We start from the raw sequence: 20,168 nt of genomic DNA, 5'->3' as shown, positions 1-20,168 counted from the left end.
TTGTCTCATTCGCTTACGCATCGCTTCCGTCCACCGGTTATCTGTTGCTGGCAGCATCAATAATCGGTAAAAAAATCGAAAAGCAGGTTTTGCCTGAGCCTGAATCGAACTCAATGATGCCGTCGTTTTGCCGTACCAGCGATTGTGCAATTCCCAGGCCAAGGCCACTGCTTTGTTTACCGCTGATGGTAGGAAAAAAGATCACATCTTTTAAATCATCACTGATGCCCGGACCATTATCTTCAACATCAATGCGCAACATCAGTCGGTATTGTTTTGGGCCTATGGAATGTTGATGCACCGCTCGTGTTCGAAGAATAATTTGCCCTTGCTGCTCCAGGGCTTCGTGCGCGTTATTCAATAAATTCAACAGCGCCTGATACACCTGCTCCTTCGCAATATTGATATCGGGCAGGCTGGGATCATAATCTCGAATGAGTTTTGTTCTGGAGTCCGACTGCAGCTCAAAAAACTCCATGGCGCGCTCGGTTAGCTGATGAATATTGATTGCCTGACGCTCTTCCACTTTGGCCGGAATTAACATCCTGTCCACCAGATTTTGCAACCTGTCGGCTTCACCCACTATCACATCGGTAAAGCGGCTTAAATCGTCTGGTACTTTACGCGATAGCAGTTGCGCTGCACCGCGCAGACCGCTCAGGGGATTTTTAATCTCATGGGCAAGGTTTCGCACCATCGACAAACTGACTTTGTTTTGATCGAGCAGCTGATACTCTTTACGGATCCCGAGCTGCTCGCGGGCACACATGATTTCAATAAGCACCACCGGTTGATGTTCATATTGCTGATAATTCAGCGAAATATGACAACCCTGCCATTCTTCCTGCACCGTCACCAGGGTAGCGTCTTCCAGTTGCCACTGACCCTTTTGTAAAAAACATTGCTGCAATAAAGACTCGTTTAAATCTCCGGCAATAAGCGATGAAAACAAAGGCTGTTTTTCCAGCCGGCGCATACTCTGAGCCAATAACGCCTCGGCGGCGTCATTCAGCCACAATACCGCCAGAGACTCATCAATAACGATGATGGCGGTTTGTAACAATTGGGTGATGTGATCAGAATTAAAAGGTTTCATTGCACCATTATAGTTCACTTAGCCGTCAAAGCGCACCATAAAAGTGCAATCGAACATTATTTAAAACTTAGTTATTGCCACGATTCGGTCGTTTGGCACTTTGCTTGTGTACATGGAATGTTGAACTGACTGAATCCAGCAGTCGATCGGTACGATCATAAATGTCCACTTTTAATGTATGCGTACCACGAATAACCTCGGTTAAATTAAACTTCGTCGATTTCTGCTTTTTAAATGCAGGTTCGCCATCAAGCGTAACTTTGAAATAATCTGTGCCTCTAAGCTCAGGATCTGTGGAAACTTCCACCTCTACAATTCCATCGTTCGACCAAAGAGCCTGATCATGCTGAGGCGTAACAATGCTGAAGTTTTTGTATTTATATTTTGGTGATCGCCCATCATCCGTCGACTGTTTTTTTGGCTTTAATAATTTAAGGCCAGCGGTTGGGATAGTTGAGTCAACTGACTGTACGTCCCTGATAACCATGGGTTCAGCGTCTTCTCGTGGTGTATCACTAAAGTGGACTTTGCCATTTTTATCGACCCATTTATAGACCGTTTTAGTTTGCTTGGCAGTATTACTTTTTTCATCAGCGCCCTCTTCGGCTGCAGAGATAACAAAAGAAAGAAAGACAGCTAATATCGATAGTAATATTTTCATCATATTGCTCTTTTAGTAATGTACATATTTATTAGAGTAACCAAAAAGCACAAAGTTTACGAAATTTAAGGCGAAAAAAAGCCCGGCAATTAAAACCGGGCTTTTATGAGCAGACTTATCAGCAATATTAAACGCTGTAATACATATCAAACTCGATTGGGTGCGTTGTCATTTGCAGACGCTGCACTTCTTCCATTTTCAGTTTGATGTAAGAGTCGATAAAGTCGTCACTGAATACGCCACCTTCGGTTAAGAAAGCACGGTCTGTATCCAGTGCGTGTAATGCCTCCTGCAATGAAGTCGCAACCGTTGGAATTTCGGCGGCTTCTTCAGCAGGCAAGTCATACAAATCTTTATCCATGGCATCGCCAGGGTGGATTTTGTTTTTAATACCGTCCAGGCCAGCCATCAACATGGCCGCAAAACACAAGTATGGGTTAGCCGTTGGATCACCAAAGCGAATTTCAATACGACGGGCTTTAGCCGATGTTACGTGAGGAATACGAATAGACGCAGAACGGTTACGCGCCGAATACGCCAGCATTACCGGGGCTTCAAAACCTGGTACCAAGCGCTTGTAGCTGTTGGTAGAGGCATTAGCAATGGCGTTAAGCGCTTTTGCATGCTTGATGATACCACCAATATAGAACAAGGCTTCTTCGGATAAACCGCCGTATTTGTTACCGGCAAATACGTTTTCGCCGTTTTTGCTGAACGACTGATGCACGTGCATACCGCTACCATTATCGCCAACCAGTGGTTTAGGCATAAAGGTCGCTGTTTTGCCGTAAGCGTGGGCAACATTGTGAACCACGTATTTGTACTGCTGGATTTCGTCGGCTTTCTTCACCAGTGTATTAAACTGGGTCGCAATTTCGTTTTGACCCGCAGTTGCAACTTCATGATGATGCGCTTCAATAACCTGACCCATCTCTTCCATAATGTTACACATTTGCGAGCGAATATCCTGAGACGAATCAACCGGTGGTACGGGGAAGTAACCGCCTTTTACGCGTGGCCGATGACCGGTATTACCGTCTTCGTAGCCTTTTCCTGAGTTCCAGGCCGCTTCCTCACAATCAATCTTAAAGAATGACCCCTGCATATCGGTATGGAAACGAACATCTTCGAATAAGAAAAACTCTGGCTCTGGACCAAAATAAGCTTCATCACCCAAACCGGTGGATTTTAAGTATTCTTCCGCACGACGGGCGATAGAACGAGGATCACGATCGTAACCCTGCATGGTTGAAGGTTCTAAAATATCACAAGTTAGATTTAAGGTAGCGTCTTCGCAGAAAGGATCCATTACGGCAGTGGAAGCATCGGGCATAAGCACCATGTCGGACTCATTAATACCTTTCCAACCTGCAATAGAAGACCCATCGAACATTTTACCTTCCGTCAGGAACTCTTCATTTACCTGACTCACAGGAATTGAAACGTGTTGCTCTTTACCTTTGGTATCCGTAAAACGTAAATCAACGTATTTAACGTCATTTTCCTTGATCAGGTTAAGGACATTTTCTGCAGACATGTTGGTCTCCGATAATTTCTGAATGAATGTATAAACAAAACTTGCACTGCTAAAAGCAAACCCTGTGCCAATCACTAATTTGGGGATTTATCCGGCGAAAGCCGCCAGAAATGCACTCTAGTATAGAAAATTGGCCTTAAAAAGCGAGTCATTTGCACCAATTGCGATCAGAATGCGCCAATCGTGGATAGCTTATGCACCAAAATAATGCACAGAACCGATTAACCATCGTCAATTAAGCGCCTGCTATGAATTTTCACTCGCACCTTAACAGCACTTGTTCCGATCCACCAAAGGTTTGGTACAATGCGGTCACTTGATTGTTTAACTGATTTTTATGAGGTTGTTATGCCATTAATTAAATACATCGATCATTCCGGTGGCGAATACGAAGCGGATGTGGATGTTGGTAAAACCGTTATGGACGGTGCCATGGACAATATGATCGACGGTATTTTAGCCGAGTGTGGCGGATGCTGTTCCTGCGCGACTTGTCATGTGTATGTGGATGAGAAATTTATTCCCGTTACTGGCACCGCAGACGGAATGGAAAAAGAAATGCTTACCGCCGTAAACGAACCAAAAGACAACAGTCGTTTAAGTTGCCAGATTTTTGTCACCGAAGAAATGGATGGCATGACGGTTCGCATACCCGAATCGCAATACTAAATTGGTTGTATTAGCACAAAGTTCTAGAACATCCGGGCCTTTTCAAGCAGCAACAGGGAAGGCTTAATTCATTCACCACACAACGACAATAGTTAAGGTAGACAATCATGTCATTTGAACTGGCCTGGCACGACTTACTTGGCGCAATAGGTTCACTGATGATCATTGCCGCCTTTTTCTTTTTGCAGGTTGAAAAACTGAAAAGTGATACTCTCAGCTACAGTTTGCTCAATGGTGTTGGCGCTTTGCTGGTGATCGTTTCATTGTTGTACTCATTTAATCTTGCGGCCTTTATCCTGGAAGTGTTCTGGTTGTTTATCAGCTTTATTGGCTTAAAACGGCAATGGCATAAACGCAAGCAATCCTCATCCTGACGGATGGACACTCTTAACTTACATCATTCACCTGACCGCCAACTTTAGAAACCTCATATGACTCAATCGACCTGCGTAATCATTGGAGCCAGTCACGCTGGCGCACATCTGGCCGCCTGTTTAAGGCAACAAAAGTGGGCCGGCAGAATCATTGTGATTGGTGATGATGATCGGCTGCCCTATCATCGTCCGCCTTTATCAAAAGCGTTACTCGCCGGAAAACAGTCCATTGATCAGTTATTGATTCGGCCGGAAAGCTTTTATCAAAAACAAAATATCGAGTTTATGTTGAACCGGAAGGTAGCCCGCATCAACCGCACAGACAAAACCCTGCAGCTGGCCGATGGCGAAACTCTAGCCTACGACAAACTGGCTTTATGCACGGGTGCAAGGGTCAGGCGGCTGGATATTTGCGGCGCCGAATTAAAGGGTGTTCATTATTTACGACATTACCGCGATGTTGAAAACATCAAAACCAACCTCGATGGTCAACGCAATATCGTGATTGTCGGCGGCGGTTACATTGGGCTTGAAACCGCAGCATCGTTGCGTCAACTGGGTCACAAGGTAACGGTTATCGAAGCCGCCTATCGGGTATTACAACGGGTAACCGCACCCGAAGTCTCAACGTTTTTTCAACGGGTGCATCAGGAACAAGGCATTCAGCTGGTGCTCGACAAACAGGTTGCCGAGTTTGTTGCCGCTAAGGATGATCCCACCCGAAGCGATCGGGTACTGTGTACCGATGGCAGCCTTTATCCGGCGGATCTGATCATTGTCGGTATTGGAGTACGACCCAATGTCGAGCTGGCAGAGCAAGCCGGGCTGAAAACCGCAAACGGTATCTGGGTCAACGAATTTGCGCAAACCGAGGATCCGGATATTGTTGCTGCCGGCGACTGCACCAATCATCCCAATGCCTTGTTAAACACCCGGTTGCGACTTGAGTCGGTGCCTAATGCTATGGAGCAGGCTAAATCGGCAGCGGCGAGCATTTGCGAACAGCCGATACAGTACGCGGCGCATCCGTGGTTTTGGTCCGATCAATGTGATATCAAATTACAGATTGCCGGGTTCAACAACGGTTACGACGAAGTGGTTTTACGCGGCGATCCCGGTGTCGGGAGAAGTTTTGTTGCCTGGTATCTTAAGCAGAATAAGCTGATTGCCGCTGACTGCATCAACCGGCCCAAAGAATTTATGATCACCAAGCAGCTTTTGGCAAAACAAATTACGCCAGAGAAACACTTACTGAGTGACGAGTCGGTGGATCCAAAACGTTTTCTGGAAAATTAAACGGACAAACATAGTTTGTCCGTTAGCGGTTTTAACGTATTAAAACTTTTTAGAAGGGACTCATTTAAGCTCAAGCATTCTCAAACTTACTCAATCCCTCCCAAGCATAAGTATTTGGTTTCCAGATACTCTTCAATACCATCGTGTGCGCCTTCGCGGCCAATTCCCGATTCCTTAACGCCACCAAAGGGCGCCATAGGATTTGAAATAACCCCTTCGTTAATGCCGACCATGCCAAATTCCAACGCTTCGGCAACGCGATAACAACGCCCAATATCACGGGAATAAAAATAAGCCGCTAAGCCATAGCGGGTATCATTGGCTATGTCGATGGCCTGCTGCTCGGACTCAAACTTAATCATGGGCGCCACCGGTCCAAAAATCTCCTCTTTCGCGAGTGACATATCGGTGGTGACATTCTTCAGTAACGCGGGTTGATAAAAATTAGAATGTTCATTCGGCGTTTGCGCCTCCGTCAATAACTCCGCGCCCTGTGAAATTGCATCGGTCACCAGTTGATGCACACCCAGCATGGCCTGATGATTGATCATGGGGCCGATGGCGGTATCGTCATCCCAGCCATTTCCGACTTTCAGTTGTTTCACTTTTTTCGCCAGTTTTTCAGCAAACGCATCGTAAATGGAGGCGTGAACCAGTAACCGATTAGCACAGACACAGGTTTGCCCACTGTTGCGGTACTTAGAAGCCAGCGCTCCTGCAACCGCATCATCCAGATCGGCATCATCAAATACAATAAATGGCGCGTTCCCGCCCAGCTCCAGCGACACTTTTTTAACCGTTGATGCGCACTGCTCCAATAATTTTTTTCCCACCGCGGTGGATCCGGTAAAAGAAAACTTGGCGACATCAGGATGACGCGTTAACACTTCGCCCATGGCTTTTGAATCTTTACCCACCACCACATTAAACACACCTTTGGGAATGCCTGCGCGCAAAGCCAACTCAGCCAGCGCTAACGCGGATAATGGCGTTTCGCTTGCTGGTCGCGACACCAGAGTGCAGCCAGCGGCCATTGCCGGTGCTGCTTTTCGGGTGATCATGGAACTGGGAAAATTCCACGGCGTAATCATACCCACCACACCAATGGGCTGTTTAATAACCGCAATGCGTCTGTCATTGGAGGGGGTTGGCAGCGTTTCACCCGCCACCCGTTTCGCTTCTTCGGCATACCATTGAATAAATTTGGCACCATAAATAATTTCACCGGTGGCTTCTTTAATGGTTTTACCCTGCTCCAGAGTCATAATTTTGGCCAGATCATCTTTATGCTCAATCACCTGCTGATACCAGGCCATTAATAAATCCGAACGCTCGATTGCGGTTTTCTTCGCCCATGTTTTTTGCGCCTGTTTGGCAGCACCGATCGCCTGCTCAACCTCCGCTGACGAGTCATTATTCACCTCGGCCACCACATTGTTATCCGCCGGATTGAAAACGGAAAATGTTTGCTTGTTGCTCAGCCACTCATTGTTAATAAACGACTGAGTTTTCATTAACGATGGATCATCAAGTTTTAACATAACAAGGCCTTTTTAGTGTGTTCTATCTATCTTAGGGCTTATGCATACGTAGTCAATGGCAAAACCGGCGGTATTCTATTGCTATATCAGTTCAGATCCGTATCTTACTGATTTATTCCAATCTGATTTTTTCAGTTAATCTTTTGAACGGAGCGCACTCTAATGTATACGGCTTTAATTCGGTGTCTTATTACTATTTCCGCTGCGATGGCATTGATAACCTTTGTGAGCGCCTGCGCCCCATCCAACAAAAGCTCAAATACTCAAGTCCCGAATACCAATAAACCGAAAAGCAGCGATCCATCAAAAAGCCTACAAAGCCAATTGCCCCATTATTTAGAACGCGACATTCGCGACGAAGTATTTTACTTTGTGTTACCGGATCGATTCGACAATGGCGATCCTTCAAACGACCAAGGCTCAAAATCTATTACGATTTCTTCCGGTGGCTTTGATCCTAAAAGCACCGGCCATTATCACGGTGGCGATATTCAAGGTTTAATCAATCGAATCCCTTATTTAAAACAGATGGGAGTAACCGCCATATGGCTCACACCCATCCTAAGAAATCAGGCAGTACAAGGTGACTCTGCTGGTTATCACGGTTACTGGCCGCTCGATTTTACAGAAATTGATCCTCACCTTGGCAACAATCAAACCCTAAAAGAATTTATCGATATTGCTCATCAACACAACATCAAAGTATTTTTTGACATCATTACCAATCATACCGCAGACGTTATTAAATACCGCGAGTGCCACACATCCGATAAACCATTGTTCAGTACCGAAAAACCTTTGTGTGAATATAAGTCACTGAAACAGGTGGCATCTGGTGATCGCTACACGCCATTTATTCCAAAAGGCAATGAAACATTAAAATCACCACACTGGTTAAATAATCCGGATGTTTATCACAATCAGGGCGACAGCACCTGGCAAGGTGAAAACTCACTCTACGGCGATTTTGTAGGGCTCGACGATATAGATACCGATAACCCAAGAGTCGTTAACGGTATGATCAATATTTTTTCGCAACTTATTTCTGAGTTTAAACCCGATGGTTTTCGCATCGATACTGTTAAACATGTCAATGTAGAATTTTGGCAACAGTTTACCCCGGCCATTATTCAGCATGCTCAGGAAATGGGCATTCCTAATTTTTTTGTTTTTGGTGAAGTGTATTCGGGCGATCCAAAAACCTTAAGCTATTACACCACCGTAGGTGATATCCCCTCGGTTCTGGATTTTGCTTTTCAATATAAAGTAAAAGACTTGCTGGTGTATAACAAACGCCCTGAACAATTTTCCAACCTGTTTTCACAAGATCACCTGTATCAGGATCACAACAGTTCAGCCGATACTTTAATGAACTTTATCAGCAACCATGATATTGGTCGCTTTGCCCATTTTTTATCGAAAGAACGGCCAAGCTTATCGGATAAAGAAAAATTACAGCGCGTTATTCTGGCACACGAGTTGATGTTTTTTTCCCGGGGTATTCCGGTCATCTATTACGGTGACGAACAAGGCTTTGTCGGTGACGGTGGTGATCGCGGTGCGCGTGAAGATATGATGCGCTCCATGACGGCCAGTTATAATGACAACGATTTAATTGGCACATCCAACACAACCGCTGATAATAACTTTGACCAGGCGCATCCGCTTTATCAAACGATTCAAAAGCTATCGAATGTTTACCTTAAGCATAAGGTTTTGCGATACGGCCAACAACGTATGATCAAAACGCCACAAGGTTCACCCTTGTTAATATTTAAACGGCACTATAACCATCAAACAGCTTTTATTATTGTTAACACATCGCCCCAACCATTTATGTTTGATAATGAATTAAAGTCACTGAATGCCGAAGCAGCGAACAATATTATTTACGGTGCGTCTTCGACACAGTTAACACCCGACAATCACCTGGAAAAAATCGATGGCTTATCAACCGTTATTATTGCGCTAGAAAAACCATCGAATTAAGGGTACACATTAACGTTACACAATAGAACCTTGTATAGCCTGGCCATAAATTATCAGGCTATACAACCAGCAAACCGAACAAGTTAAATGTATAACCAAGTCATTTATAAACCGCCACTGAATTAGTCTTATTCACATTTGCTGTTTTATTCTTTGCACTTAAACTCAATCTCATCTTTAGATAGATAAAAGTAAACAATGAAGCACAACTCTTTATCTCAAAAATTTGTGAATATTACCGCTATTTAAGTCATCAAACTGTCGCATTTCGTTTGATCATTTTCTGTTCAATTCTTAAGCTATTTTGAGCATCACAGGTGCACCTCGATGCGTTCAACACAAGCTATGTTTGAAACATTGCTTTCAGACAGCTGTTCTCTTTGTGATTATAAAATCGCGAATCTATGCCGTATCTGCGAATAAAAATATAAGGATACACTTATGACTACAAAACCTAAGTTTGCACTTAGCGCTCTCGCTGTTGGGTTATTCAGCACTACCGGCGCTCTGGCTGCAGATAAACAATTTCTTAACGATCAAAACACTCAATTAACGGCGCTATCAAAAAGTGGTGTCGGAATTGTTTCGTCTAACCCGGCCAAATTTATTGGCCTAAGTGACAACAGTTCTTTGACCGTTAAAAAAACTTACCGAAGTGCAGGACAAACAACCACACGTTATCAACAAATGTACAAAGGCATTCCGGTACTGGGTGATGACGTTGTGATCACTCGTAAATCCGACGGCTCTTTTAAGCATGCCCATGGCGCCATGTTAAATGGCATTGCCAATGACATTGCCAGCTTGAAAACTCGCATCACCGCTGACCAGGCCGTGCAAATTGCAAAGGGCCAATCCTTTGCCGCAAGTAAGCGAGCAGAGAGTTACGCGAATGAGTCGTCTCGTCTTGCTATTTGGCAAAACCAATCCGGTAAAGCGGTTCTGGTGTATGAAGTAAGCTATGTTCAACACGGTGACGAACCGACTCGTCCTTACGTTATCATTGATGCCAAAACAGGTAATATCCTGCATCAGTTTGATAATTTACAAACCGCTGATGCCACAGGCCCTGGTGGCAACCAAAAAACGGGGCAGTATCAATACGGCACCGACTTTGGTCCTCTCGATGTTAGCCAGTCTGGCAACACCTGTACCATGAGCAACAGTAATGTGCGAACCATCAACCTGAATCATGGAACCAGTGGTTCAACAGCGTTTAGCTTCACCTGTCCTGAAAACACAGTAAAGCAAATTAACGGTGCTTACTCGCCACTTAATGACGCACACTTCTTTGGTAATGTTGTGTTCAATATGTTCAGCGACTGGTTTAACACTGCTCCTCTGACTTTCCAGTTAAAAATGCGGGTTCATTATTCCAATAATTATGAAAATGCATTTTGGGATGGCAGTGCCATGACTTTTGGTGACGGTAGAAATACGTTTTACCCATTGGTTAGCCTCGATGTTTCTGCGCACGAAGTAAGCCATGGTTTTACCGAGCAAAACTCTGGCCTGATTTACTCGGGTAAATCCGGTGGCTTAAACGAAGCTTTCTCTGATATGTCGGGTGAAGCGGCTGAGTTTTATATGCACGGTACAAACGACTGGCTTGTTGGTGCCGATATCTTTAAAGGCAATGGCGCGCTGCGTTATATGAACAACCCTCCGCAAGATAATCGCTCGATAGATCATCAAAGCGATTACACCTCTGGCATGGATGTTCATTACAGTTCAGGTGTCTACAACAAAGCTTTTTATCTGTTAGCCACAACAGCTGGCTGGGATACCAAAAAAGCGTTTGAAGTGTATGTTCGAGCCAATCAAAATTATTGGACTTCCAGCGTTAACTGGAACCAGGCTGGTAACGGTGTACTGGATGCAACCTGTGATTTAGGTTACAGCATCGATGATGTTCAGGCGTCATTGACAGCGGTTGGTGTCTCTTCCAGCCCAAGCAACTCTGACTGTGACGGTGGTGGCGAACCTCCTGGTGACCTGGTACTTGAAAACGGCGTACCAGAAACCGGATTAGCTGCGAGTCGTGGTGACGATATAATGTACACCATGGATGTGCCTGCCGGTGCAACCGACATCAGCTTTAACATCAGTGGCGGTTCTGGCGATGCCGATCTTTACGTTAAGTTTGGATCAGCACCAACGGATTCCAGTTACGATTGTCGTCCTTACCGCAATGGTAATAACGAAACCTGTACCGGTAGTTCCAGCGGTGGCACCTACTATGTGCGCGTAAAAGCTTACAGCACATTCTCTGGTGTAACCCTTGAAGGCAACTACACCGAAGCAGGTCAGGGCAATCCGCCAATTAATGAGTCCATCGATAATATTGATTTAAATCAGGGTCAATGGTTCTACCACACGGTTGATCTGGCCAGTGGTTACAGCTCACTGGAAGTATCCATAACCGGTGGCAGTGGTGACGCAGATTTGTACGTTCGCCGTGGTTCACAACCGACCACCAGCAACTATGACTGCCGACCTTACCGTTGGGGTAATGAAGAAACCTGTAGCTTCAACTCTCCGGCGTCAGGAACCTGGCACATTGGTGTACGTGGTTATTCCACCAGCGCCAACGTAACCTTAAATATTACCGGCACACCTTAATTGTGCAATCAGAGGGGCTTTCGCCCCTCTTTTCCTTTCTCTTAGCTTTCTCTTTTAAATTTCAGGTGACCTATGAAACAGTTAACATCGACACCCTTTTCATCGATTTCCTTTTCATCGATGCTGATGTTAATTGTCTGCAGTTTTTTGACAATTAATGTCGACAGTAAATCCGGTGACAATATCCGTCTCGATTTAAATAGTAATTTAAACAACAATTTAAGCAGCAATATCAAAAGCGACACCAATAAAAATACTCAGCATTCGCATTCTTTTAAACAGGCACTGAATGACAGTGACAGTCATTCTGATCGCGTCTGGATCACCATTGGTGCTGACGTTGCCGAACAATCAAAACAATCCTTATTAAATCAGCTCGAATTAAATTTTTTACCACAAGACTCTTTGCCGCAGAACTCTTTGCAACAAAAAGTCAAACAGTCCAACGTACGAGTGGCCAGCATCAACAAACACAATATTGATAAACTCAGCCACACCATGCACGAAAAATTTAATCGCTGCGGTGGCTTCTTTTTTCATCAGTCTAAACAACAGGCCATCGACTTTTTAAATTCAACGGGTGATCCGGAATTATTAGCGGTGAATTACACCATTGATAATTCGGCGGGTGTAAACGCTTTGTTTAGTGAATTAAACATCAGTAATCTCGACTCAACGGTGAATACATTAAGCAACTATTACAATCGTTATTACACCAAACAGTCTGGCGTCGATGCATCAAACTGGATCAAACAGCAATGGGAATCCATCAGCAGTGGTCGCAGTGATATTTCGGTGGCTCTTTATAATCACAGTTGGGCACAACCGTCTGTCATTGCCACGGTAACCGGAACAACTAATCCCGATGAAATTATTGTCATTGGTGGCCATCTGGATTCCATTAATCAATCCAATCCAAGCAATGGTAGCGCGCCCGGCGCCGACGATAATGCCTCCGGCATAGCGGTATTAACCGAAACCCTGCGCGCCATGGTTGCCAGTGGTTATAAACCTGCCCGCACCATTAAATTTATGGGGTACGCCGCAGAAGAAGTAGGACTTCGAGGTTCCAATGCAATTGCTCAGGCTCATAAAAACGATGGCAGCGATGTGATCGGTGTTGCGCAATTTGATATGACCGGCAATCAGGGAACTGCCTCGCGAGATATTGTGTTTATGACCGACTACACCAACAGCGCACAAAATAACTTTATGATGCAGCTACTCGATACCTATATGCCAGGGGTTAACTACGGCACCAGCCGCTGCGGTTATGGCTGTTCCGATCATGCGTCTTGGCATAACCAAGGGTTCGCCGCATCCATCCCCTTTGAATCCAATATGAGCGATGCCAATTATCGCATTCATACGGCGAACGATACCGTTTTCGATTCAAGCCACGCCTATAACTTTGTCAAACTGTCATCGGCATTTGTTGCCGAGCTTGGCAAAGGTGGCACCGGTGATAATCCTCCACCACCACCGCCGCCACCAAACGACGATGTACTGGAAAATGGTGTGCCGGTTAATGGCTTAAATGCTTCGCAAGGCAGTGATGTGATCTACACCATGGAGGTTCCATCGGGCGCAACCGACATTAGTTTTGCCATCAGTGGCGGCAGCGGTGATGCGGATCTGTATGTGAAGTTTGGATCAGCCCCCACCGATTCCAGCTACGATTGTCGCCCTTACCGCAATGGCAATAACGAAACCTGTACCGGCAGTTCCAGCGGCGGCACTTACTACATTCGAGTAAAAGCCTATTCCACATTTTCCAATGTCTCGTTGGTTGGCAACTACACCGAAGCCGGCCAGGGCAACCCGCCGATCAATGAAACCGTTAATGATATTTCGGTTAATCAGGGTCAATGGTTTTATCACACCGTTGATCTCGCCAGTGGATACGCTTCACTGGAAGTCTCGATTTCTGGTGGCAGCGGTGATGGCGATCTCTATGTCAGACGTGGCGCACAACCCAGCACCAGCAATTATGACTGTCGTCCCTACAAATGGGGCAACGACGAATCTTGCAGCTTTAATTCACCGGCTGCAGGCACCTGGCACATTGGTGTGAGAGGCTACTCGAACAGTTCTTCCATCACACTGAATATTACAGGAACCCCTTAGCTCACATTCTTCTGGTTGGAATATAGAGCATTTCCTTATTTATAAGGAATTTTCACAGGGAGCCTCGCGCTCCCTTTTTTTGTTACAAGGCTACACACTTGTAAGCAACGGATTTGAAAGAGTGTTAAAACGTGACTCAGGATTTACAGACAGTAAAGCGGAATGAATACGTAATTGACATTGATGGAAGATTGCGCAAGTATCCAATAATTCGTAATATTTTTGGTAACTTATAAACAAATCTTTGAATTTAATTGTGATGTACTGAATGCAATCGACTTTATGTGCCTATGAATAAGAAAAAAGAATTAGATTTTTATTCTTTACCGATACCTGATCAAGAATGGTTTTTACAACAAACATGGTGTGAACATTGTAACGAAGCAGACCTTAGTATGAAAAATCCTGAGTTGTATATAGAAAGTGATGTGAAGAAGATTGCAGGTGTATGCATCGTTTGCAATACCAAGTGCATCTCAACAATAACTACAAATAGTGTAGATGGTTAGCAACGATATAATGACACTTAACAAGTACTGATTCGCTAATTTTTAGCCTGTGCTGAAGGCATTTCATGCGTAAAGGATATAAAGATCGAACATAAAAAAGAAATAGAAAGAATTATTCGAGTTGACCACGCTGGTGAGCTAGGCGCGATCAATATATATAAGTCCCAACTATTGATATCGAAATATCTTTATAAAGATATCGTACCAGAATTAAATGAAATGCTAACTCACGAAAAAGAGCATTTCGAAACATTTGATAACCTACTAAAAAAACGTTCAACTCGTACTTGTTATGCATTATGGTTCTGGGCCTTTGGCGGATTTCTTTTAGGGTTGCTTACTGCCTTAATGGGCCGCAATGCAATATGGGTATGCACTAACGCTATTGAAACAACTGTTTTACACCACCTAACGTGGCAGTTAAGTTATTTGAATGAACACGATAAAGAGGCATATGATGCCGTATACAGTATTAAGTCGGACGAAGAGGCTCATCAGAGCATAGGTGCTACACGTGGTAGCAATACTTTTATGTATAAACCAATTTTTTTTATTGTTAAAACCTCAACCAAAGTAGCAATTTGGTTATCGACCAAACTTTAGCAATTAAGAAAGCCTCAGATATTGACGTTCCTGAACTTCAGCTTATAGACGAAATGTACTGTTAGGTATAACTCTTAAATAAAAGTGATTAGATAAAGTTAGATGAATTCAAATATTCACCACTTTAAACTTCACTACATTCATTAAGGTTAAATTAAATGTTTGCCGTAATTTTTAGAGCCACTTTAAATACAAATATTAGCGAGCAATCTTATAACGATTACACAAGCACTGCTCAACGACTTCGGAAAAAAGCATTAGCCGACTACAATTGTGTGGACTTTACTTCAACCTTTGAAGACGGCCAAGAAATAGCCATATCCTATTGGCATACGGAAAGCGATATTCTCGCGTGGAAGCAAGACGACGATCATCGTATTGCACAGCAACAAGGCGTGGAAAGCTGGTACAGTGATTATCAGATAGAAGTTGTTGAAGTGGTGCGTCGTTATAGTAAAAAATAACCACAAGACATTAGTGACGTATAAATTTCTCATTTACAGCCTGATATCAAATTGGTACTGTCTCGAAAGGAACAATATCTCGATTGTTCCATAAAAAGATCCTTCTCGATCTTACAACAAACTAAAAAAAAGGAATAAATAATGAAATCTATAGGAATTTATCTAGTAATTGCCGGTATTGGATCAATTTTATTAAATCAGTTTGGGTATGAATTCAAACTATTAATGTGGATTGATAACTGGGGCGAAACCATTGGTTGGTTAATTCGAGGTAGTGCGATTGTTGTTGGTGCAGGTTTATTTTTTATCGGCAATAAACAAGCTTCAACAGAATCACAACCTGCAGAGTCTTAAAATTTAATAATCACCCTGCAAGTAATTCATAGTATTTTTTTGGGTTCTTGCAGGCTTTAAAAATAAGTTGTGCTCTATAAAAGGCGTACATTTATGTTAAAAAATATATTAGCCGTTGTTTTGGCGCTTGTACTTGGTGGCTCAGTGAATATGGGGCTGATAATGGTTAGCGGCAGTATAATCCCGCCACCGGAAGGAATTGATCCCACCAACATGGAAAGCTTAAAAGCCTCCATGCATTTATATGAAGCGAAGCATTTTATTTTTCCTTTTTTAGCTCATGCCTTAGGTACACTGGTGGGCGCTTTTATTGCAGCAAAAGTGGCAAGCTCGCGTAAAATGACACTCGCAATGGTTATCGGTGGATTTTTTATGTTGGGCGGTATTACCAATGCTTTTTTACTGCCTGCACCAATCTGGTTTATAGCCCTCGATATTGTGCTGGCTTATCTGCCAATGGCCTGGCTGGGTGGCAAACTGGGCACTAAGTAATCGCCATAGCATTCACTGGCCGGATATATTGGGCAAGCGTTTTTTTGAAATAGATTTTTTTATGGAAAGTATTTTTTGTGGGAATGAATGTCTTCTAGAAAAAGATCTTTTGGCAAAGTACTCTTCTTAAAAAGTCCGTTTTAATAATTAAGTTAAACTTTATTGAAAAACGGGCTTTTGCTGCATGATTACTTGTTCTTAACTATTTTTCAAATGTTCTCTTGTTAATAAGTATTATCGATTTTCTAAATATTATCTGGATAAATTATGACAAAATGGTTTATTACAGCACTGGTTTTATTATTAATCATCAGTAATGCCTTTTGGCTGCTGCTGATGATCGACACATCGGTCACCAAAACATATCAGCAACAATCGCAGTTTGAATTTAATCAAACGTTAAAAAGTTACCGTCAGCTTTGTCATCAGCTTATTGCTGGGCAGCAAAAATCGCAAGTGTTAAACCTTCTCACAAATATAGACAAAGACGCCAAACCTTTTGAAAAAGAAGGCTTCGTTCATTCAGACTGGCTATCAATTAAAATCGTCGATAACAAAGCCACCCATTGTAGTGACTCAGTTGAACGTCTAGACTTATCTAACAACCTGTGAACAATCTAATGATCTATAAGCAAGCTAACAACCTAGGTACGAACTATGAACCATTCGGTTTACTCACTTTATAAAATTCATGCCAAGTTATGATCCAGTTACCTTTTAGAGTTATTCCTTATAAAACCTGCAAGCGTTGCAAAAAAGTCCATCGACAATCGTTAGACGAATGCCCTCACTGTAGCCACATCACCTCCGAACATGAACTGCAACAATTCAAACAACACAACAAACAAAAGTTACAAGCGAATGTTACTCTGGGTCTGTTCTTTTTAGTTATTGCAGCCTTAATAACAATGGCGCTGGCAATGGCGTTGTTATAACACCAGGGCCTCATTTAGAGGTTTTAACTGTTCTGTACTTATCTGTTCAACAATCACTTCTCTCAGACAATATTTTATGTCAGAAATATTTTTTTACATATATCGCGGCATAAGTCTGCAACTTTTTATACTTTAAAACGTCTTAGTAAACAGATGCCAATGACGGCGTCTTCCCGCCACACCCTCCTTCGTAGCGGGAATTGGGTTCGGTTTCCCCAAGCTGAACTCGTATTGCCTCCATCGTGCTAGCGCTGGAGGCTTTCTTTTTTTTATAACGTGTTTTTATGAACGACTGCTTTGCGCTTGTGCCTCGGTATTTCTAAGCAGCCGTCGATTGCTCGCCTGAACAAACAATACCGCCACTATGATTAAGATAGGAATGACCGACAAGAGCAATAGTCCCTGCCATTGATACTGCATTAATGCCCAGCCAGAACTTAACGCAGCGACGGCCTGGGTGCCAAAAATTAGAAAGTCATTAAACGCCTGTACTTTAAACTTTTCGTTCGGTTGATATGTTTTTGGCAGCAAGGCTGTGCCAGAGACAAACAGAAAATTCCAACCAATGCCAAGCAAGATAAGTGCGGCCCAAAACGCAGAAAAACTTTGTCCCGAAAATGCGATGATTAAACACAGAGCAAAGGCAACTAATCCTGCGACCATCATTTTTAAATAGCCAAATCGTTCAATTAAAAACCCGGATATCAACGAAGGCAAATACATGGCGGCCACATGCGACTGAATCACCCATTTGGTATCCGTAAGACTGTGACCAAAATGATTGTGCATACTCAGTGGTGTTGCAGTCATTATAAATGACATCACGCCATAACCCACTGCCGCCGCTAACACGGCAATAATCAGAGTGGGTTGTTTAAATAAGTTGGTAAGGCTTCGTCCGGGTCGATCATCCGTCGGCTGCACCAAGGTTCGGTTGGGCGTAAACAGCAACAAACAAAAACCCAGTGAGTAGACAACGGCCAATAGTAAAAAGGATCCCATATAATCGTATTCGAACAGATTTTTACCAAGCAGTGACAGTTCCGGCCCTAAAATAGCGGCAACAATGCCGCCGAGTAATATGGTGGAAGCCGCTCTAGGAATGGCATCGGTGGCCACCATTTCCATCGCCGCAAAACGATATTGCTGAACCGCCGCAGCACCAGCCCCCACACCAAGCGAGGCCAGGCAGAACACCAAAAAGCTGTTGATCACCATGGCATAAGCCGCCAGCAATGCAGAACAGATGCCCACTATTGCGTAGAGCAGAAAGATTGTTTTACGGCCGTATCGGCTCATTAAAAAGGAGGCGGGTAAAGTATTTAGCGCTAGCCCGACAATAGCCAGAGCAATGGGCAATGTCGCCAGCGATGCCGAGGGTGCAATATCACTGCCGATAATGCCTGCGATTAAAACCAGCATTGATGTGCCGGACAACATTAATGAATAGCAGGCGGTGTATAACCAGACGTAAGGCGATAATTTATGTGGCAAAAAAGCTATCCTGAATGATTAGTCTATTTTCTGAGTGCTTAAGAATAACACGGGATTTTAGGGCATGTTTATCTTTTGCGATTTGCGCTTTCCCTTTATAACCACTCTAATTAAACTTCGCTTAACATCAGCTTGTTAGAACTCATTGCTTTTAACCGCCTATATGCTTGATCATTAAACGCCACCACTGTTATAACTAAAGCCTTGGCCTGGATAGCCTGAACTTTGATTAACCTGACCTCGGAAAGGTGATTTTGAATAAAGTTGAGCTTGGATTGAATTACTCTTGGATTAAATTGATCTTGAATTAAATCCAAGCTGGGTAAACGGATATCAGACTAAACTGATCTCTGGTAAAATAAACATCATCAAGGAATGAACTCAAACGCCACTCGCGTGAAAAGGACGCCACTTATTTATGCCTATTGCCAAATCTTTGTTTCGCTTCGCTACTTTAGGCGCCACGGCTTTTTTGCTGGCCATGCTATTTATGGGTGGTCCGGATATCAGCGAAAGCCGACTGTTAAACGAGCTTTGGCAAACCGGTCATTTCTTTTTGTTTGCATTATTAATTATTTCAATAACGCAGCTGCCAGTGTTTAAGCAGGCATCATTTTTGGCATTATTATGTTGGAGTCTGGTGTTCAGCGTTGTTTTGGGCGGACTGACGGAAGTCATTCAACTGCTGATTGGCCGAGACTTTGAAATGATGGATATTGCCAATGACGCATTGGGCGGTATAACAGGCGCCATTATTGTTCAGCTGTTCAGACAATCCCGCTACTGGCATAAACTGGTTCTTACATTACCTTCAATTCTACTCGCATTTGTAGGCACTCAAAATTTCTGGTTAACGGTAATTGATGAAAGTCATATGAAAAAGTCGTTTCCTGTACTTGCCGACTTTTCGCACCAGACAGAGCTGACTCGTTGGCATTATCAATCGGCTTTACTCAGTCTTTATCGGGCAGAAGATAAAGCCGGTAATACAGGGGCAAACGGCCCTGAAGCCTATCGACATAAAAGCCAGCAACTTAAAGCGCTGTTCCAACCATCGAAGTCCCCAACAATCACCTTGAAAGAATTAATACCGGACTGGCGTAACGCCCGTTTTTTTCAATTTAGTGTGTATAATACGACAAGCACTTCGCTTCAACTGACTGTTAAAGTCAGTGACAAACTGCATGCAAAAAATTATTACGCATTTAATGATCGATACAATAAAACCTTAACACTACAACCCGGCTGGAATCATCACAGTATCGATTTAAACGAAATTAAAACATCACCGGCCACCCGCGCCATGCAGATGGATAACATAGACAGTGTCAGCTGGTATTTGCATCAACCCAAAAGCCCGGTTTTACTTTATTTTGATGATATAAAACTTTCAAACTGATTAATT

The 20,168-nt window shown here is 43.5% G+C and carries 18 protein-coding genes; 13 read left to right on the top strand and 5 right to left on the bottom strand.

The features are described 5' to 3' along the window. Positions 1-37 precede the first annotated feature (37 nt). From glnL to glnA, 3 genes are all read right to left on the bottom strand, one after another. Entirely contained in the window at positions 38-1,114 is a 1,077-nt protein-coding gene (gene glnL, locus C8D97_RS06105; RefSeq protein WP_210204871.1) for a nitrogen regulation protein NR(II), read from the bottom strand. Positions 1,115-1,163: 49 nt separating this feature from the next. Continuing rightward, positions 1,164-1,760, bottom strand: coding sequence for a DUF4124 domain-containing protein (locus tag C8D97_RS06100; protein ID WP_109762869.1), 597 nt, complete (start codon positions 1,758-1,760; stop codon positions 1,164-1,166). Positions 1,761-1,884: 124 nt separating this feature from the next. Beyond that, complete coding sequence (gene glnA, locus C8D97_RS06095; RefSeq protein ID WP_109762868.1) at positions 1,885-3,294, bottom strand: glutamate--ammonia ligase; 1,410 nt, start codon at positions 3,292-3,294, stop codon at positions 1,885-1,887. A gap of 348 nt (positions 3,295-3,642) precedes the next feature. On the opposite strand from glnA, the gene C8D97_RS06090 reads away from it, so the two are divergent. From C8D97_RS06090 to C8D97_RS06080, 3 genes are all read left to right on the top strand, one after another. Next, a complete protein-coding gene (locus C8D97_RS06090) occupies positions 3,643-3,963 on the top strand; it encodes a 2Fe-2S iron-sulfur cluster-binding protein (protein ID WP_109763077.1) in 321 nt (106 codons plus the stop codon). Between the two features lie 107 nt (positions 3,964-4,070). Further along, the gene (locus tag C8D97_RS06085) at positions 4,071-4,337 is read left to right on the top strand and encodes a CBU_0592 family membrane protein (RefSeq protein WP_109762867.1); all 267 of its coding nucleotides are present in this window, start codon (positions 4,071-4,073) and stop codon (positions 4,335-4,337) included. Between the two features lie 57 nt (positions 4,338-4,394). Next, entirely contained in the window at positions 4,395-5,633 is a 1,239-nt protein-coding gene (locus tag C8D97_RS06080) for an NAD(P)/FAD-dependent oxidoreductase (RefSeq protein WP_109762866.1), read from the top strand. Positions 5,634-5,719: 86 nt separating this feature from the next. Here the strand turns inward: C8D97_RS06080 and C8D97_RS06075 are convergent, their stop codons facing one another. Next, entirely contained in the window at positions 5,720-7,174 is a 1,455-nt protein-coding gene (locus C8D97_RS06075) for an NAD-dependent succinate-semialdehyde dehydrogenase (protein ID WP_109762865.1), read from the bottom strand. Between the two features lie 162 nt (positions 7,175-7,336). On the opposite strand from C8D97_RS06075, the gene C8D97_RS06070 reads away from it, so the two are divergent. From C8D97_RS06070 to C8D97_RS18005, 9 genes are all read left to right on the top strand, one after another. Beyond that, positions 7,337-9,163 carry an alpha-amylase family glycosyl hydrolase gene (locus C8D97_RS06070; RefSeq protein ID WP_210204870.1) on the top strand — a complete coding sequence of 609 codons (1,827 nt, stop codon included), beginning with the start codon at positions 7,337-7,339 and terminating at the stop codon, positions 9,161-9,163. A gap of 441 nt (positions 9,164-9,604) precedes the next feature. Further along, complete coding sequence (locus C8D97_RS06065; protein WP_109762864.1) at positions 9,605-11,785, top strand: M4 family metallopeptidase; 2,181 nt, start codon at positions 9,605-9,607, stop codon at positions 11,783-11,785. Between the two features lie 72 nt (positions 11,786-11,857). Beyond that, entirely contained in the window at positions 11,858-13,912 is a 2,055-nt protein-coding gene (locus tag C8D97_RS18435) for a M20/M25/M40 family metallo-hydrolase (protein WP_245411404.1), read from the top strand. Between the two features lie 569 nt (positions 13,913-14,481). Beyond that, complete coding sequence (locus C8D97_RS06055) at positions 14,482-15,024, top strand: demethoxyubiquinone hydroxylase family protein (protein WP_109762863.1); 543 nt, start codon at positions 14,482-14,484, stop codon at positions 15,022-15,024. Positions 15,025-15,182: 158 nt separating this feature from the next. Continuing rightward, entirely contained in the window at positions 15,183-15,488 is a 306-nt protein-coding gene (locus tag C8D97_RS06050; protein WP_109762862.1) for an antibiotic biosynthesis monooxygenase family protein, read from the top strand. Positions 15,489-15,629: 141 nt separating this feature from the next. Further along, on the top strand, positions 15,630-15,842 hold the full coding sequence (locus C8D97_RS06045; protein ID WP_109762861.1) for a hypothetical protein: 213 nt from the start codon (positions 15,630-15,632) through the stop codon (positions 15,840-15,842). A 93-nt stretch (positions 15,843-15,935) separates the two neighbouring features. Continuing rightward, positions 15,936-16,334, top strand: coding sequence for a hypothetical protein (locus C8D97_RS06040; RefSeq protein ID WP_109762860.1), 399 nt, complete (start codon positions 15,936-15,938; stop codon positions 16,332-16,334). Between the two features lie 267 nt (positions 16,335-16,601). Next, positions 16,602-16,946 (top strand): hypothetical protein, encoded by a 345-nt coding sequence (locus C8D97_RS06035; RefSeq protein WP_109762859.1) that lies wholly within the window; start codon positions 16,602-16,604, stop codon positions 16,944-16,946. An 89-nt stretch (positions 16,947-17,035) separates the two neighbouring features. Then, positions 17,036-17,269: a hypothetical protein gene (locus tag C8D97_RS18005; protein WP_146196089.1), complete on the top strand. Its 234-nt coding sequence runs from the start codon at positions 17,036-17,038 to the stop codon at positions 17,267-17,269. A 282-nt stretch (positions 17,270-17,551) separates the two neighbouring features. On the opposite strand, the gene C8D97_RS06030 is transcribed toward C8D97_RS18005, so the two are convergent. Beyond that, positions 17,552-18,763, bottom strand: coding sequence for an MFS transporter (locus C8D97_RS06030; RefSeq protein WP_109762858.1), 1,212 nt, complete (start codon positions 18,761-18,763; stop codon positions 17,552-17,554). A 418-nt stretch (positions 18,764-19,181) separates the two neighbouring features. Here C8D97_RS06030 and C8D97_RS06020 point away from each other — a divergent pair, with 418 nt between their 5' ends. Beyond that, positions 19,182-20,162 carry a VanZ family protein gene (locus C8D97_RS06020; RefSeq protein WP_109762856.1) on the top strand — a complete coding sequence of 327 codons (981 nt, stop codon included), beginning with the start codon at positions 19,182-19,184 and terminating at the stop codon, positions 20,160-20,162. The last annotated feature ends 6 nt before the right edge of the window (positions 20,163-20,168 follow it).

The sequence above is a fragment of the Pleionea mediterranea genome, from assembly GCF_003148745.1.
In the GTDB taxonomy this organism is placed as follows: Bacteria; Pseudomonadota; Gammaproteobacteria; order Enterobacterales; family Kangiellaceae; genus Pleionea; species Pleionea mediterranea.
This window is presented reverse-complemented; position numbering and strand designations above follow the sequence as displayed.